Origin of the sequence: Ornithinimicrobium panacihumi (genome assembly GCF_052073805.1) — a bacterium.
In the GTDB taxonomy this organism is placed as follows: Bacteria; Actinomycetota; Actinomycetes; order Actinomycetales; family Dermatophilaceae; genus Ornithinicoccus; species Ornithinicoccus panacihumi.
Window position 1 is genome coordinate 106,883 of the sequence record NZ_JBQGWG010000001.1, and the last position, 14,366, is coordinate 121,248.

Consider the following 14,366-nt stretch of genomic DNA (forward strand, 5'->3'; position numbering starts at 1 on the left):
TTCGACCAGGACCCGCCCGAGGTGGCAGAATATCCCGTTGGCCCACCGGTTCACGGGGGCGCGCTCGCGCCACCGACCCGGGGGAACCACCATCCTCGAGGAGAATCATGAAGAAGGACATCCACCCCGCGTACGTCGAGACCGAGGTGCACTGCACCTGCGGCGCGACCTTCACCACGCGCAGCACCGCCACGTCCGGCAAGATCAACGCCGACGTGTGCTCCAACTGCCACCCCTTCTACACGGGCAAGCAGAAGATCCTGGACACCGGTGGCCGGGTGGCTCGCTTCGAGCAGCGCTACGGCAAGAAGGCCGGCAACTAGTCTTCGTCGACGCCGGTCCCGTCGAGCACCTGGTGCTCGTGGGGCCGGCGTTCGCCGTTCCACGCGGCCTGCGTCCGCAGCCGTCCGCGAGCTCCCAGCCAGCCCGTCCCGAGGTAGGTCGCCATGGCACAGCCCCGCTCCTTCGACTCCGCGCTGCCGCTGGTGGCCGAGCACGAGCAGATCGAGGCCAGCCTCGCCGACCCCGAGGTCCTCGCCGACCCGGTGGCGCTGCGGCGCCTCAACAAGAGGTATGCGGCTCTCGGCCCCACGGTCTCGGCCTACCGGGCGTGGGAGGCCGCGGCGGCCGATCTGGCCACCGCCCGGGAGCTCGCCGCCGAGGACGAGTCCTTCGCCGAGGAGGTGCCCGCCCTGCTGGCCGCCGAGGAGGACCTGGCCGCCACCCTGCGCCGGCAGCTGATCCCGCGCGACCCCGACGACGACCGGGACGTGATCCTCGAGGTCAAGGCCGGCGAGGGCGGGGAGGAGTCCGCGCTCTTCGCCGGCGACCTCATGCGGATGTACCTGCGCTACGCCGAGCGTCGTGGCTGGCGCACCGAGCTGCTGGACGCGACCGACTCGGACCTGGGCGGCTACAAGGATGCCCGCGTGGCCATCTCGGCCACCGGCACCCCCGGGCCGGGAGAGGCGCCGTGGGCCCGGTTGAAGTACGAGGGCGGCGTGCACCGCGTCCAGCGGGTCCCCGTCACCGAGAGCCAGGGGCGGATCCACACCTCCGCGGCGGGTGTCCTGGTCATGCCGGACATCGACGACGGTGATGACGCTGCCGAGGTCGTCCTTGATCCTCACGACCTCAAGATCGACGTCTTCCGCTCCTCCGGTCCCGGTGGCCAGTCGGTCAACACCACCGACTCCGCGGTGCGCATCACCCACCTGCCCACCGGCCTGGTCGTCTCCTGCCAGAACGAGAAGAGCCAGCTGCAGAACAAGGAGTCGGCGCTGCGGGTCCTGCGCGCCCGGCTGCACCAGATCGCCGTCGAGGAGGCCGAGGCCGCCGCGAGCGAGCAGCGCCGCAGCCAGGTGCGCACCGTGGACCGCAGCGAGCGGATCCGCACCTACAACTTCCCGGAGAACCGGATCGCCGACCACCGCACCGGCTTCAAGGCCTACAACCTCGACCACGTGCTCGACGGCGACCTGGACCCGGTCGTGCAGTCGGCCGTCGACGCCGACGAGGCGGCCAGGCTGGCGTCCGCCCGAGAGCAGTGAGCAGCGTCGACGCGCTCGTCCGGGAGGGGACGGCACTGCTGCGGGAGGCCGGGGTGCCCAGCCCCGCCGTGGACGCCGAGTCGCTCCTGGCCCACGTGACGGGCCGCTCGGTCGAGGAGATCAGGCGGGCACGGATCATGCGTGAGGAGCTCGCCGAGGCCGACCATGCCGCATACCTCACGTTGGTCGCCCGGAGGGCGGAGCGGGTCCCGCTCCAGCACCTGACGGGCGTCGCGCACTTCGCCGGGCTGGAGCTGGCCGTGGGGCCGGGCGTCTTCGTCCCGCGGCCGGAGACCGAGCTCATGGTCGAGCTGGCGCTGGAGGCGGTGGCCGGCACCGAGGCACCCACCGTGGTCGACCTCTGCACCGGCAGCGGAGCCCTGGCGCTGGGGGTCGCGCAGGGGCGGAGGGACGCGCGCGTCGGCGCGGTCGAGCTCTCTGCGGACGCGCTGCGGTATGCGGCCGCGAACCTCACGCGCACCGGTCTGCCGGTCGACCTGCGCCCGGGTCGAGCGCAGGAGGCCTTCGGCGACTGGGCGGGGGAGGTCGACGTGGTGGTCAGCAACCCGCCCTACATCCCGCCGGACGGGGTGCCCCGCGATCCCGAGGTGCGCGACCACGATCCAGAGCTGGCGCTCTACGGCGGGGGCGAGGACGGGCTGGAGGTGCCGCTGGAGGTGGCGGGGCGGGCAGCCGTGCTCCTGCGGCCGGGCGGGGTGCTGCTGATGGAGCACGCCGACAGCCAGGGGACGACCCTGCCCGCCGCGCTCGCGGACCAGGGCTGGTGGTCCATGGTCGAGGACCTGCCGGACCTCAACGGGCGCCCGCGGGTCACCCGGGCCGTGCGCGCCGGGGCCGCCCGCGCCTGACACGTCCGCGGCTGACACAGCGCGAGCCCGCGACCACGTGGTCGCGGGCTCGCGAGCTAGGTGCGCTCAAGGCGCCGACCGACGGTCTCAGGGGGTGCCGGCCTGGCGCTGCCTGATCAAAGGATGTAGATCAGCAGGGCGATGATGAGCAGCACGCCGACGATCGTCCAGATCAGTCCACTTCCACGCATGTCGAGCTCCTTCTTCGTGCGGCCGACGCTCGGGTGCGCCGACGACTTCTGACGATTTTTGGCCAGACCTGGCCTCCCCGCAACGTGAAACGAGCCCCCGGTGTCACACTGGTCCCTGGTCGCCGACCGGCGACCGGACACCCCCGGGGACGACCAGGAGGCCCTGATGGCCGCAGCGCCGCTGACCGAGCGCCTGCTCGACTGCACCGAGCCCGCGGCGCGAGAGCGTGCCCTGGAGACCGCCGCGGCGGCGGTCCGGGCCGGCAAGGTCGTGGTGCTGCCCACCGACACGGTCTACGGCGTCGGCGCCGACGCCTTCGACGTGGTCGCCGTCGCGATGGTCCTGGCGGCCAAGCACCGGGGGCGCGAGATGCCCCCGCCGGTCCTGGTCCCCAACCCGCGCACCGTCGACGGGCTGGCCGAGTCCGTGCCGATGTACGCCAAGATCCTCATGCGCCAGTTCTGGCCCGGGCCGCTGACGCTCGTGCTGCGGGCCCAACCCTCGCTGCAGTGGGACCTGGGGGAGACCAACGGGACCGTCGCGCTGCGGATGCCCGACGACGAGGTGGCTCTCCACCTCCTGGCCGAGGTCGGCCCGATGGCCGTGACCAGCGCCAACGTCACCGGCCGGCCGGCGGCGACGACGGGCCAGGAGGCCCTGGGTCAGCTCGGCGGCGCCGTCGCCGTCTACCTCGAGGACGGCCCGCGCACCGGTGGCCTGCCCTCCACGATCCTGGACTGCACCGGTGAGGAGCCGGTGGTGCTGCGCCTGGGTGCGCTGTCCGCCGAGGAGATCCGCGGCGTGCTGGGCACGACCGTCCTGCACGACGGCCCGCCCGTGGGGGAGGGCCCTGGCGAGCCGGCCGATGAGGTGTCCGACGACGCTGCGGCGGAGGCCGGGGACGACGGCGCGCAGGCCCAGGACGGGCCCCGCACGACCTTGGTGCCCACCGGCGTGGAGGTCCCGCGCCACGCCCTGCGGACGATCGGCCCCGAGCCGACGATCGGCCAGGGCTAAGCCCTAGAGTGGGGCGCATGACTGCTGTGACGCCCGACACCTACTACGGCCCCGACTTCGGCGCTCTCCTCGATCAGGACCCCGAGGTTGCCGGACTGCTCGTCTCCGAGCTGGACCGCCAGCGCGCGGGCCTGCAGCTCATCGCCAGCGAGAACCAGACCAGCCCTGCCGTCCTGGCGGCCCTGGGCTCGACCCTGTCCAACAAGTACGCCGAGGGCTACCCCCATGCCCGCTACTACGGCGGCTGCGCCGAGGTCGACAAGGTCGAGGACCTGGCCATCGCCCGCGCCAAGGAGCTCTTCGGTGCCGACCACGCCAACGTCCAGCCGCACTCCGGCGCCAGCGCCAACCTCGCGGTCTACGGCGCCTTCGCCGCCCCCGGCGACACCGTCCTGGCGATGTCGCTGGACCACGGCGGCCACCTGACCCACGGCTTCAAGGTGAGCTTCTCCGGGAAGTGGTTCAACGCGGTCCACTACGGCGTGGCCGAGGACACCGAGGACATCGACTACGACCAGGTCGAGCGGCTCGCCAAGGAGCACAAGCCGAAGATCATCCTGGCCGGCGGCTCGGCCATCCCGCGCCTCATCGACTTCGAGCGCTTCCGCGCGATCGCCGACGAGGTCGGCGCGATCTTCTGGGTCGACGCGGCCCACTTCATCGGCCTGGTCGCCGGCAAGGTCATCCCCTCGCCGGTCCCGCACGCCGACGTCGTCTCCTTCACCACGCACAAGGTGCTGCGCGGCCCCCGCGGCGGCGCGATCGTGTGCAAGGAGGAGCACGCCAAGAAGATCGACCGCGCGGTCTTCCCGATGATGCAGGGTGGCCCGCTCATGCAGGGCGTGGCCGGCAAGGCGGTCAACTTCGCCGAGTGCATGACCCCGGCCTACCAGGCCTACGCCCAGCAGGTGCTCGACAACTCCCAGGCCCTGGCCGCCGCGCTGGACGGCCACGGCATCCGCCCGATCACCGGCGGCACCGACACCCACCTGTCGCTGCACGACCTGCGCGGCGTCGGCGTGACCGGCGTCGACGCCGAGGCCCGCTGCGACGCGGCCGGCATCGTGCTCAACAAGAACGCCATCCCCTTCGACCCGGAGAAGCCCAACGTGGCCTCCGGCATCCGGGTCGGCACCCCCTCGATCACGACGCAGGGCATGGGCGTGGAGCAGATGCAGCAGGTCGCCGACCTCATCCACCGTGCGGTGACCGAGGGCGACGCCGACCCGGACCACGCGGTCTCGGCGGAGGTGCGCGGCCAGGTCACCGAGCTGCTGAGCGCCTACCCGGCCTACCCGGAGCCGGCGGCCGGCTGAGCCGGCTCCGCGCCGCATACCCCTTCGGTATGTGGTGCGGAGGGGAGTCCACGCGTGCGCGAGTTCCTGATGGTGCTGCTGACGGCAGCGGTGGTGACCTACCTGGCCACGCCGCTGGTCCGTCGCCTCGCCTTCGCCGTCGGGGCGATCACCGCCGTGCGCGCGCGCGACGTCCACACCGTGCCGATCCCCAGGCTGGGCGGGGTGGCGATGCTCGTCGGCTTCGCCGCCGCCGTCCTGCTCGGGGGCAGGCTGCCCTATCTCGGGCAGCTCTTCGACACCAGCCCGCAGCTCTACGGCGTGCTGCTGGCCGCGGTGATCGTCACCGCCCTCGGCGCGCTCGACGACGTCCGCGAGCTGGACTGGCTGACCAAGCTGGCCGGGCAGGTGATCGCCGGCGGGGTGATGGCGCTCTTCGGGGTCAAGCTGCTCTCGCTGCCGATCGGCGGGGTCACCTATCTGCCCGAGCCGGTGATGGTGACCCTGACGATCCTCGTGGTCGTGGTCTCCACCAACGCGGTGAACTTCATCGACGGCCTCGACGGCCTGGCCGCGGGCGTGGTGCTCATCTCCTCCTCCGCCTTCTTCGGCTGGTCCTACCTGGTGAGCAGCAACTTCGACCCGCCCGACGTCTTCTCGCTGGCCACCTTCATCAGCGCGGCGCTCATGGGCTGCTGCCTTGGCTTCCTGCCGCACAACTTCCACCCGGCGCGGCTCTTCATGGGGGACGCCGGGGCCCTGCTGCTGGGGCTGCTGCTGGCCGCCGCGACGATCTCGATGACCGGCTCGGTCGACCCGAGCTCCTCGCTGGCCAGCGCGTCGGCCGCCACCGCGATCTTCCTGCCGCTGCTGATCCCGGTGGCGATCATGGCGCTGCCCTTCCTGGACATCCTGCTGGCGGTCTTCCGTCGCACCCGGGCCGGTCAGCTGCCCTGGAAGCCTGACCGGGGACACCTGCACCACCAGATGCTCGACATCGGGCACAGCCACCGGCGCGCGGTGGTCCTGCTCTACCTGTGGTCGGGGCTGATCGCGGCGGGGACGGTGAGCTTCGCCTACCTCCCGGCCTGGGCGAGCGTGGTCGGCATCCTCTTCCTGCTGGCGCTGGCGATCGTGCTCACCCGGCGCCCCGAGAACGCCCGCCCCTCGGCCGCCTCGACCACCTGAGTCAGCCAGCGGGCGCGAAACCCCTCGACCACCTGAGTCAGCCAGCGGGCGCGAAACCAGGGTTGTGCGGCGAAATCCCTGTCGACAACCCCGACTTCGCCGCACAACCCGGGGTTCCCGCACAACCCGGGCCCGGGAATCGCCGCACAACCCGGGGTTCCCCGCACAACCCGGGCCCGGGCATCGCCGCAACCCGTGCTTGCCGTATGACCGGGCTCGGCCGCATGACGTGGACTCGGCCGCACGGCTCGCAGATTCTGCCCCCGGCGACCTTGTGATAACTTTCACTAGCGCCCAGCCCTCCCTGTCCCAGGAGTCCTTCATGACCGCCACCGATGCGACGCGCCCTTCGCGCGTCCCGATGCGGGCCATGCTGCTGGGCGGGATCATCCCCTCCCTGCCGCTCCTGGTCGTCGTCCCGTTGCTTGCGTGGGCCGCGGCGGGGGAGTGGGCAGGGGTCTCGGCCGCCCTCGGGGCCGTGATATCTATCACTGTTTTCGCCCTCGGGATCTTCGGGATCCGGGGCGTCCTGGCCGGTCCGACGGCCACCACGATGGCCGGCGCCTTCCTGGTCTTCCTGCTCCAGATGGCCGTGCTCGGCGCCGTGATCTGGAGCCTGGGGCAGACCACCTGGCTGGAGATCACGCCGCTGGCGATCGGCTTCATCATCGTCGGCCTGGTCTTCCAGGTCGGGCTGGTCGTGGGCTATCTGCGCAGTCGTGCCGGGCTCGACGTGGTCGTCCCCACCCCGGACCGGGCGGACGTATGAGCTATCCGGAGCCCGAGGTCGAGGGGATGGCCAAGCAGACCGACATCGGTTACGCGGTGATCGGCTACCTGCTCGCCGGCCCCCTGGGCTTCGGACTCGTCGGCTGGCTGCTGGACTGGTTGCTGGACACCAGTTTCCTGCTGCCCGTGGGTGTCCTGTTCGGGATGGCCCTGTCCATGTACACCATCTGGCTCAGGTACGGTAGGTCATGACGTCGGTGTCCCTTCCTGCCCGCAGGCGGAGCGCCGCGGAGCCCGAGCCCGTCCCGACGTCCAACGACAACATTTCTTCAGACAGTCCTGTGGAGGAGAACGCGTGAGTGCGACCATGGCGGCCGTAGGGCTTGCCCTGCCGATGGCAGGGGACAACTCCCACTTCCCCCCCACGCCCGGCGACTTCTGGCAGCCGCTCTTCGCCATCCCGGGCACGCCCTACTTCTTCACCCGTCCGATGGCCCTCATGGCCATCGCGACCGTCATCCTCATGGTGTGGCTGTGGGTCACCGCCCGCCGGGCCGCGGTCGTGCCCGGCAAGGGCCAGTGGATGACCGAGCAGGTCTACAACTTCGCGCGCAACGGCATCGCCCGCGACATGATCGGCAGTCAGCACTTCAAGCCGTTCGTGCCCTTCCTGTTCGCGCTGTTCACCTTCATCCTGCTGAACAACCTCTTCGGCATCATCCCGCCGTTCCAGAACCCCACGATGGCCCGCATCGGCTTCCCGATCGCGCTGACCGCCATCGTCTACGTGGTCTACCACTGGGTCGGGCTGCGCAAGGCCGGTGGCGTCGGCAAGTACCTCGGCGGGATGCTCCCCAGCGGGCTGCCCGGCTGGATCAAGCCGTTCATCCTCTTCCTCGAGCTGATCACCTTCTTCATCACCCGCCCGCTGACCCTGGCGCTGCGACTCTTCGGCAACATGTTCGCCGGTCACATGCTCCTGGTCGTCTTCATCGTGGGTGGCTGGTACATGTTCAAGACCTTCGAGCCGGGCCTGATGGCCGTCGCCATCCCGGCCTGGATCATGGGTGTCGCACTGACCGTCTTCGAGGGGCTGATCCAGTTCCTCCAGGCCTACGTCTTCACCCTGCTGGCCGCCTCCTACATCGGTGGCGCGCTGGCCGACGAGCACTGAGCCGCAGGCCCAGGCTCCACCCGCACCACCTCTTGACCGACAACTGAATACGCAGCACAAGCCTCCGGCGGGCGCCACGCTCCGTCGGGACATCACACAGAAAGAGATTCGACGTGTCTGGTGACATCACTCTGCTCGGCTACGGCCTGTCCACCATCGGCCCGGCCATCGCCGTGGGTCTGATCTTCGCCGCCTACATCAACGGCGTCGCGCGCCAGCCCGAGGCCCAGAGCAAGCTGCAGCCGATCGCCATCCTCGGCTTCGCGCTGGCTGAGGCCCTGGCCATCTTCGGTCTGGTCCTCTTCTTCATCGCCTTCTTCGTCGGCTGACGCACCCCCCATCCAGACCCGTCCTCCGACCGCCCGCGACCTGTGGGTGAGTCCGGCGGACACCTACACGTGAGGAGCCGCTCGTGGAGCACACCACGATCGTGTCCGGCGTCCTGATGGCCGCGACCGAGGAAGCCGAGCCGATGGGCGCAGGGGAGAATGCCATCCCGATCCTGCCCTACCTGCCGGAGCTCATCTTCGGCCTGATCGTCTTCGGCATCTTCTACTGGTTCGTCGCCAAGTACATCGTCCCCAACCTCGAGAAGGCCTACGCCGAGCGTCGCGCCGCCATCGAGGGCGGGATGGAGGCGGCCGAGCAGGCCCGCGCCGAGGCGGACGCCGCGAAGAAGCAGTACGAGGACCAGCTGGGCGAGGCCCGCGCCGAGGCCGCTCGCATCCGCGAGCACGCCAAGGAGCAGGGCGCGCAGATCATCGCCGAGATGCGCCAGCAGGCCAGCACCGAGGCCAGCCGGATCACCGAGACCGCGCACAAGCAGATCGAGGCCGAGCGCCAGCAGGCCATGGTCCAGCTGCGTGGTGACGTGGGCAAGATCTCGACCGATCTGGCCAGCAAGATCGTCGGTGAGTCGCTGCACGACGAGTCCCGCCAGCGGGGCATCGTCGACCGCTTCCTGGCCGACCTGGACTCCGGCGCCATCCAGCCCGAGAAGCTGGGCGCCGCTCCGGCCGAGCAGGGGCACTGATGGACAGCTCGTTCCGACGTTCCTACCAGCCGGCCCGCCAGGCGCTGGACGAGGTGCTCGCCCACGAGGGCGGCTCCATCGATCCCTCGCGCGTGGCGGACGAGGCCTGGGCGGTCGCCAAGCTCGTCCAGGACAACGCCGTGCTGCGGCGCAGCCTGGGCGACTCGTCCCGGGAGGGTGGCGACAAGGCCGCCCTCGTGGAGCGGCTGCTCGGCGGCAAGGTCGGGGCCGGTGCGCTGCACCTGACCAAGGCCGTGGCCGCCCAGCGGTGGAGCGACCCCGGTGACGTGGTCACGGCGCTGGATCGCCTCGGTGTCGAGGCCGTCCTGGCCAACGCCGAGCGCCACGGCCGCCTCGGCCAGGTCGAGGACGAGCTGTTCCGCTTCACCCGGATCGTCGAGGCCAGCCCCGAGCTCCAGGCCGCGCTGACCGACCGCCGTGCGGATGCGGACGCCAAGCAGGCGCTCGTGGACCGGCTGCTGTCGATCAAGGCCGCCCCGGAGACCGTGCGCCTGGCCAAGGTCGCCGTGTCCGGCAGCCGCGACCGTCGCTTCGACCGCATCGTCGACGACTACCTGGAGCAGGCCGCCGAGCGGCAGGACCAGGTCACGGCGACGGTCACCAGCGCGGTCCCGCTCAGCCCCGAGCAGCACGACAAGCTCGTGGCGGCGCTCAGCCGCCAGTACGGCCGCCAGGTCCACACCAACGTGGTCATCGACGAGGACGTCGTCGGTGGCATCAAGGTGGAGATCGGCGACGAGGTCATCGACGGCACCGTGAGCCAGCGCCTGGCCGAGGCCCGCCGCCGGATGACCAGCTGACCCACCTACCCACCCACCCAGGCGACCCCGCACCCCATACAGCACCCGGCCCGCACGAACCCCGGGCCACCACGGAGGAGAAGACATGACGGAGCTGACGATCCGTCCGGAGGAGATCCGCGACGCACTGGACCAGTTTGTCCAGTCCTACGAGCCGAGCGCCGCCTCTCGCGAAGAGGTTGGCCGTGTGATCGACGCCGGTGACGGCATCGCCCACGTCGAGGGCCTGCCCTCGGTGATGACCAACGAGCTGCTGCAGTTCGAGGACGGCACGCTGGGCCTGGCCCTGAACCTGGACGCCCACGAGGTCGGTGTCATCGTCCTGGGTGACTTCTCGGGCCTCGAGTCCGGCCAGGCCGTCCGGCGCACCGGCGAGGTCCTATCCGTGCCGGTCGGCGACGGCTACCTCGGCCGCGTGGTGAACCCGCTCGGCGAGCCGATCGACGGCCTGGGCGAGATCGCCACCGACGGCCGTCGCGCCCTGGAGCTGCAGGCTCCCGGCGTGATGATGCGCAAGTCGGTCCACGAGCCGCTGCAGACCGGCATCAAGGCCATCGACGCGATGATCCCGATCGGCCGCGGCCAGCGCCAGCTGATCATCGGTGACCGCCAGACCGGCAAGACCACGGTCGCGATCGACACGATCCTGAACCAGAAGGCCAACTGGGAGTCCGGCGACCCGGAGAAGCAGGTCCGCTGTATCTACGTCGCCATCGGCCAGAAGGGCTCCACCATCGCCTCGGTGCGTGGCACCCTCGAGGAGAACGGCGCCCTGGACTACACCACGATCGTGGCGGCCCCCGCCTCGGACGCGGCCGGCTTCAAGTACCTCGCCCCCTACACCGGCTCGGCCATCGGCCAGCGCTGGATGTACCAGGGCAAGCACGTCCTCATCGTCTTCGACGACCTGTCCAAGCAGGCCGAGGCCTACCGCGCCGTGTCGCTGCTGCTGCGCCGTCCGCCGGGCCGTGAGGCCTACCCGGGCGACGTCTTCTACCTGCACAGCCGGCTGCTGGAGCGTTGCGCCAAGCTGTCCGACGACCTTGGCGCGGGCTCGATGACCGGTCTGCCGATCATCGAGACCAAGGCCGGTGACGTGTCGGCCTACATCCCGACCAACGTCATCTCCATCACCGACGGCCAGATCTACCTGCAGTCGGACCTGTTCAACTCCAACGTGCGTCCCGCGATCGACGTGGGTGTCTCCGTCTCCCGGGTCGGTGGCGCCGCGCAGATCAAGGCGATGAAGTCGGTCTCCGGCCGTCTGAAGGTCGACCTGGCACAGTTCCGTGAGATGGAGGCCTTCGCCATGTTCGCCTCCGACCTCGACGCTGCCTCCAAGGCCCAGCTCGAGCGCGGTGCCCGCATGGTCGAGATCCTGAAGCAGCCGCAGTCCTCCCCGGTCCCGGTCGAGGAGCAGGTCGGCATCATCTGGGCCGGCACCAACGGCCACATCGACGACGTGCCCGTCTCCGACGTGCGTCGCTTCGAGGCCGAGTGGGTCGACTACCTGCGCCGCGAGCAGGGCGACCTGCTGGCCGGCATCCGCGAGAGCGGCAAGCTGGGCGACAGCACCGAGCAGGTCCTGGGCGAGGCCATGGCGGCCTTCAAGCAGGAGTTCTCGCCGGACGACAGCCACGAGGTCCACGTCGGCTCCGCCGAGGACGACGAGAACATCGATGCGATGGAGGGCGACGACGTCCTGCAGGAGCAGATCACGGTCAACCGCAAGTGAGGTGAGGCGGGTATGCGGTGAGTCGCCGCATACCCGCCCCTCACCCGGGTGCGACCCGGGGCGACCGTCCAGACATCCACGAACCTAAAGTCACGAAAGAGGCGAGATATGGGAGCGCAGCAGCGGGAGTACCGCCAGCGCAGCCGGTCCGTCCAGTCGACGCAGAAGATCACGCGGGCGATGGAGCTCATCGCTGCCTCCCGCGTGGTCAAGGCCCGCCAGCGGGTTGCAGAGACGACCCCCTACGCGAACGCCATCACCCGAGCTGTGTCGGCCGTAGCCACCCACACCGACGTCGACCACCCGCTGACGACGGAGCGTGAGAACCCGAAGAACGCCGCGGTCCTGGTGATCACCTCCGACCGCGGTCTGGCCGGCGCCTACTCGGCGAGCGTGCTCAAGCGCAGCGAGCAGCTGCGTGAGCTGCTGCAGGAGCAGGGCATCGAGGTCGTGCCCTACCTGACGGGTCGCAAGGCGGAGAGCTACTACAAGTTCCGCGGTCGGGACTACGTCGACTCCTGGAGCGGCTTCTCCGACAGCCCGACCTTCGATGTGGCCAAGGAGATCGCCGAGCGCTGTGTCGCCGAGTTCATCAAGGGCTCGGAGAACGGCGGCGTCGACGAGCTGCACATCGTCTACACCAAGTTCGTCAACATGGTCACCCAGGAGGTGCAGGTCACGCGCCTGCTCCCGCTGGAGGTCGTGGAGGGCGAGGCTCCCCGTGACGACGAGATGTACCCCCTCTACGAGTTCGAGCCCACCGGGCCCGAGGTGCTGGACGCGCTGCTCCCGCGCTACATCACCTCCCGGATCTGGAACGCGCTGCTCCAGTCCGCGGCCTCCGAGCTGGCTGCCCGCCAGCGCGCGATGAAGTCGGCCACGGACAACGCGGAGGAGCTCATCAGGACCTACACCCGGTTGGCCAACCAGGCCCGCCAGGCCGAGATCACCCAAGAGATCAGCGAAATCGTGGGCGGCGCGAGCGCCCTCGCCGACGCCAAGAAGTGAGAAGGAAGCAACCATGACTGCTACCACTGACGCTCCCCAGCAGGAGCAGACCCAGGGCGCCGTGGGCCGCTTGGCCCGGATCATCGGCCCGGTCGTCGACGTCGAGTTCCCGCCCGGGCAGATGCCTGCCCTCTACAACCTGCTCAAGACCGAGGTCGAGCTCGACGGTGAGAAGAAGACCGTCAACCTCGAGGTCGCCCAGGACATCGGCGACAACATGGTCCGCGCGATCTCCCTGCAGCCCACCGACGGCCTGGTCCGTGGTGGCGCCGTGCAGGACACCGGCGGTCCCATCTCGGTGCCCGTCGGCGACGTGACCCTCGGTCACGTCTTCAACGCCACCGGTGACGTGCTCGACCTGCCCGAGGGCGAGACCCTCGAGGTCACCGAGCGTTGGGGCATCCACCGCGCCGCCCCGGCCTTCGACCAGCTGGAGTCCAAGACCCAGATGTTCGAGACCGGCATCAAGGTCATCGACCTGCTGACCCCCTACGTGCAGGGTGGCAAGATCGGCCTGTTCGGCGGCGCCGGCGTGGGCAAGACGGTGCTCATCCAGGAGATGATCGCCCGTGTGGCCCGCGACCACGGTGGTGTGTCGGTGTTCGCCGGTGTCGGTGAGCGCACCCGTGAGGGCAACGACCTGATCGTCGAGATGGAGGAGGCTGGCGTTCTCGGCCAGACCGCCCTCGTCTTCGGCCAGATGGACGAGCCGCCGGGCACCCGTCTTCGCGTGGCGCTGTCCGCGCTGACGATGGCGGAGTACTTCCGTGACGTGCAGAAGCAGGACGTGCTGCTCTTCATCGACAACATCTTCCGCTTCACCCAGGCCGGTTCCGAGGTCTCCACGCTGCTGGGTCGCATGCCCTCCGCCGTGGGTTACCAGCCGAACCTCGCCGACGAGATGGGCACCCTCCAGGAGCGCATCACCTCGACCCGTGGTCACTCGATCACCTCGATGCAGGCGATCTACGTCCCGGCCGACGACTACACCGACCCGGCCCCGGCGACCACCTTCGCCCACCTGGACGCGACGACCGAGCTCTCCCGCCCGATCGCCTCGATGGGTATCTACCCGGCCGTGGACCCGCTGGCCTCCACCAGCCGCATCCTGGACCCGCGTTACATCACCCAGGAGCACTACGACACCGCCGTCCGGATCAAGTCGATCCTCCAGCGCTACAAGGAGCTGCAGGACATCATCGCGATCCTCGGTATCGACGAGCTCTCCGAGGAGGACAAGATCCTCGTCGGCCGCGCCCGTCGTATCCAGCGCTTCCTGTCGCAGAACACCTACGTCGCCAAGCAGTTCACCGGCATCGAGGGTTCGACCGTCCCGCTGGCCGAGACCATCGAGGCCTTCACCAAGGTCGCCGACGGTGACTACGACCACGTCCCCGAGCAGGCCTTCTTCATGTGTGGTGGCCTCGAGGACGTCGAGCGCCAGGCCGCAGAGCTGGAGAAGAACAGCTGAGTGCCTGACGCCATAGTTCCGGCATGACGGAGGGCCGGTGAGGAGCAATCCTCACCGGCCCTTCCGCATCAGGGCCGGTGAGGAGCAATCCCCACCGGCCCTTCCGCATACCGGGCCGCGAGGTTGGTCGGGTCCGGGTCTGGGGATCTTGGTGTGGGGTGCGCGGCCTGGGGTGCGCGGCCTGGGGTGCCACGCCGCCTCACCCGAGGAACCCCGGGTTGTGCGGGTAAATCCCTGTCGACAAGGGCGGTCTCAGCGCACAACCCGGGGTTCGTCGTCCTCGT

Annotated in this window: 16 protein-coding genes; 15 read left to right on the top strand and 1 reads right to left on the bottom strand. The window is 70.0% G+C overall.

The features are described 5' to 3' along the window. Positions 1–107 precede the first annotated feature (107 nt). Positions 108–323, top strand: coding sequence for a 50S ribosomal protein L31 (gene rpmE / locus ACTMMA_RS00475; RefSeq protein WP_441188132.1), 216 nt, complete (start codon positions 108–110; stop codon positions 321–323). On the opposite strand, the gene ACTMMA_RS00480 is transcribed toward rpmE, so the two are convergent. Then, positions 320–448, bottom strand: coding sequence for a hypothetical protein (locus ACTMMA_RS00480; protein WP_441188133.1), 129 nt, complete (start codon positions 446–448; stop codon positions 320–322). The two genes, rpmE and ACTMMA_RS00480, sit on opposite strands and share 4 nt — an antisense overlap. Between ACTMMA_RS00480 and prfA the strand changes: the two genes are divergently transcribed. The 14 genes from prfA (at position 447) to atpD (ending at position 14,082) form a co-directional block, all read left to right on the top strand. After that, a complete protein-coding gene (gene prfA / locus ACTMMA_RS00485; RefSeq protein WP_441188134.1) occupies positions 447–1,550 on the top strand; it encodes a peptide chain release factor 1 in 1,104 nt (367 codons plus the stop codon). The two genes, ACTMMA_RS00480 and prfA, sit on opposite strands and share 2 nt — an antisense overlap. Further along, positions 1,547–2,419, top strand: a complete 873-nt coding sequence (prmC, locus tag ACTMMA_RS00490; protein ID WP_441188135.1) for a peptide chain release factor N(5)-glutamine methyltransferase — start codon at positions 1,547–1,549, stop codon at positions 2,417–2,419. Before prfA ends, prmC begins: the two co-directional genes overlap by 4 nt. A gap of 291 nt (positions 2,420–2,710) precedes the next feature. Continuing rightward, positions 2,711–3,628: an L-threonylcarbamoyladenylate synthase gene (locus ACTMMA_RS00495; RefSeq protein ID WP_441188136.1), complete on the top strand. Its 918-nt coding sequence runs from the start codon at positions 2,711–2,713 to the stop codon at positions 3,626–3,628. A gap of 17 nt (positions 3,629–3,645) precedes the next feature. Beyond that, positions 3,646–4,944: a serine hydroxymethyltransferase gene (gene glyA, locus ACTMMA_RS00500; protein ID WP_441188137.1), complete on the top strand. Its 1,299-nt coding sequence runs from the start codon at positions 3,646–3,648 to the stop codon at positions 4,942–4,944. Between the two features lie 54 nt (positions 4,945–4,998). Beyond that, entirely contained in the window at positions 4,999–6,111 is a 1,113-nt protein-coding gene (locus tag ACTMMA_RS00505) for a glycosyltransferase family 4 protein (RefSeq protein ID WP_441188138.1), read from the top strand. 322 nt (positions 6,112–6,433) lie between these two features. Next, positions 6,434–6,880: a hypothetical protein gene (locus tag ACTMMA_RS00510; RefSeq protein ID WP_441188139.1), complete on the top strand. Its 447-nt coding sequence runs from the start codon at positions 6,434–6,436 to the stop codon at positions 6,878–6,880. Continuing rightward, entirely contained in the window at positions 6,877–7,092 is a 216-nt protein-coding gene (locus ACTMMA_RS00515) for a hypothetical protein (protein ID WP_441188140.1), read from the top strand. The genes ACTMMA_RS00510 and ACTMMA_RS00515 overlap by 4 nt, the downstream gene beginning before the upstream one ends. 115 nt (positions 7,093–7,207) lie before the next feature. Continuing rightward, entirely contained in the window at positions 7,208–8,014 is an 807-nt protein-coding gene (gene atpB / locus ACTMMA_RS00520; protein WP_441188432.1) for a F0F1 ATP synthase subunit A, read from the top strand. Positions 8,015–8,127: 113 nt separating this feature from the next. After that, positions 8,128–8,343 (top strand): ATP synthase subunit C-like protein, encoded by a 216-nt coding sequence (locus ACTMMA_RS00525; protein ID WP_441188141.1) that lies wholly within the window; start codon positions 8,128–8,130, stop codon positions 8,341–8,343. A 116-nt stretch (positions 8,344–8,459) separates the two neighbouring features. Beyond that, positions 8,460–9,047 (top strand): F0F1 ATP synthase subunit B, encoded by a 588-nt coding sequence (locus ACTMMA_RS00530; protein WP_441188433.1) that lies wholly within the window; start codon positions 8,460–8,462, stop codon positions 9,045–9,047. Then, positions 9,047–9,868, top strand: coding sequence for a F0F1 ATP synthase subunit delta (locus ACTMMA_RS00535; RefSeq protein ID WP_441188142.1), 822 nt, complete (start codon positions 9,047–9,049; stop codon positions 9,866–9,868). The genes ACTMMA_RS00530 and ACTMMA_RS00535 overlap by 1 nt, the downstream gene beginning before the upstream one ends. An 85-nt stretch (positions 9,869–9,953) precedes the next feature. After that, positions 9,954–11,603 carry a F0F1 ATP synthase subunit alpha gene (atpA, locus tag ACTMMA_RS00540; RefSeq protein ID WP_441188143.1) on the top strand — a complete coding sequence of 550 codons (1,650 nt, stop codon included), beginning with the start codon at positions 9,954–9,956 and terminating at the stop codon, positions 11,601–11,603. A gap of 108 nt (positions 11,604–11,711) precedes the next feature. Further along, the gene (locus ACTMMA_RS00545; protein WP_441188144.1) at positions 11,712–12,611 is read left to right on the top strand and encodes a F0F1 ATP synthase subunit gamma; all 900 of its coding nucleotides are present in this window, start codon (positions 11,712–11,714) and stop codon (positions 12,609–12,611) included. 13 nt (positions 12,612–12,624) lie between these two features. Further along, on the top strand, positions 12,625–14,082 hold the full coding sequence (gene atpD / locus ACTMMA_RS00550) for a F0F1 ATP synthase subunit beta (RefSeq protein ID WP_441188145.1): 1,458 nt from the start codon (positions 12,625–12,627) through the stop codon (positions 14,080–14,082). Positions 14,083–14,366 lie beyond the last annotated feature (284 nt).

Excerpts from the sequence above, each read along its gene's own strand:
- rpmE (WP_441188132.1), top strand. The coding sequence starts at position 108 with ATGAAGAAGGACATCCACCCCGCGTACGTCGAGACCGAGGTGCACTGC.
- prfA (WP_441188134.1), top strand. The coding sequence starts at position 447 with ATGGCACAGCCCCGCTCCTTCGACTCCGCGCTGCCGCTGGTGGCCGAG.
- ACTMMA_RS00480 (WP_441188133.1), bottom strand. The coding sequence starts at position 448 with ATGGCGACCTACCTCGGGACGGGCTGGCTGGGAGCTCGCGGACGGCTG.
- glyA (WP_441188137.1), top strand. The coding sequence starts at position 3,646 with ATGACTGCTGTGACGCCCGACACCTACTACGGCCCCGACTTCGGCGCT.
- ACTMMA_RS00510 (WP_441188139.1), top strand. The coding sequence starts at position 6,434 with ATGACCGCCACCGATGCGACGCGCCCTTCGCGCGTCCCGATGCGGGCC.
- ACTMMA_RS00515 (WP_441188140.1), top strand. The coding sequence starts at position 6,877 with ATGAGCTATCCGGAGCCCGAGGTCGAGGGGATGGCCAAGCAGACCGAC.
- atpB (WP_441188432.1), top strand. The coding sequence starts at position 7,208 with ATGGCGGCCGTAGGGCTTGCCCTGCCGATGGCAGGGGACAACTCCCAC.
- ACTMMA_RS00530 (WP_441188433.1), top strand. The coding sequence starts at position 8,460 with ATGGCCGCGACCGAGGAAGCCGAGCCGATGGGCGCAGGGGAGAATGCC.
- ACTMMA_RS00535 (WP_441188142.1), top strand. The coding sequence starts at position 9,047 with ATGGACAGCTCGTTCCGACGTTCCTACCAGCCGGCCCGCCAGGCGCTG.
- atpA (WP_441188143.1), top strand. The coding sequence starts at position 9,954 with ATGACGGAGCTGACGATCCGTCCGGAGGAGATCCGCGACGCACTGGAC.
- ACTMMA_RS00545 (WP_441188144.1), top strand. The coding sequence starts at position 11,712 with ATGGGAGCGCAGCAGCGGGAGTACCGCCAGCGCAGCCGGTCCGTCCAG.
- atpD (WP_441188145.1), top strand. The coding sequence starts at position 12,625 with ATGACTGCTACCACTGACGCTCCCCAGCAGGAGCAGACCCAGGGCGCC.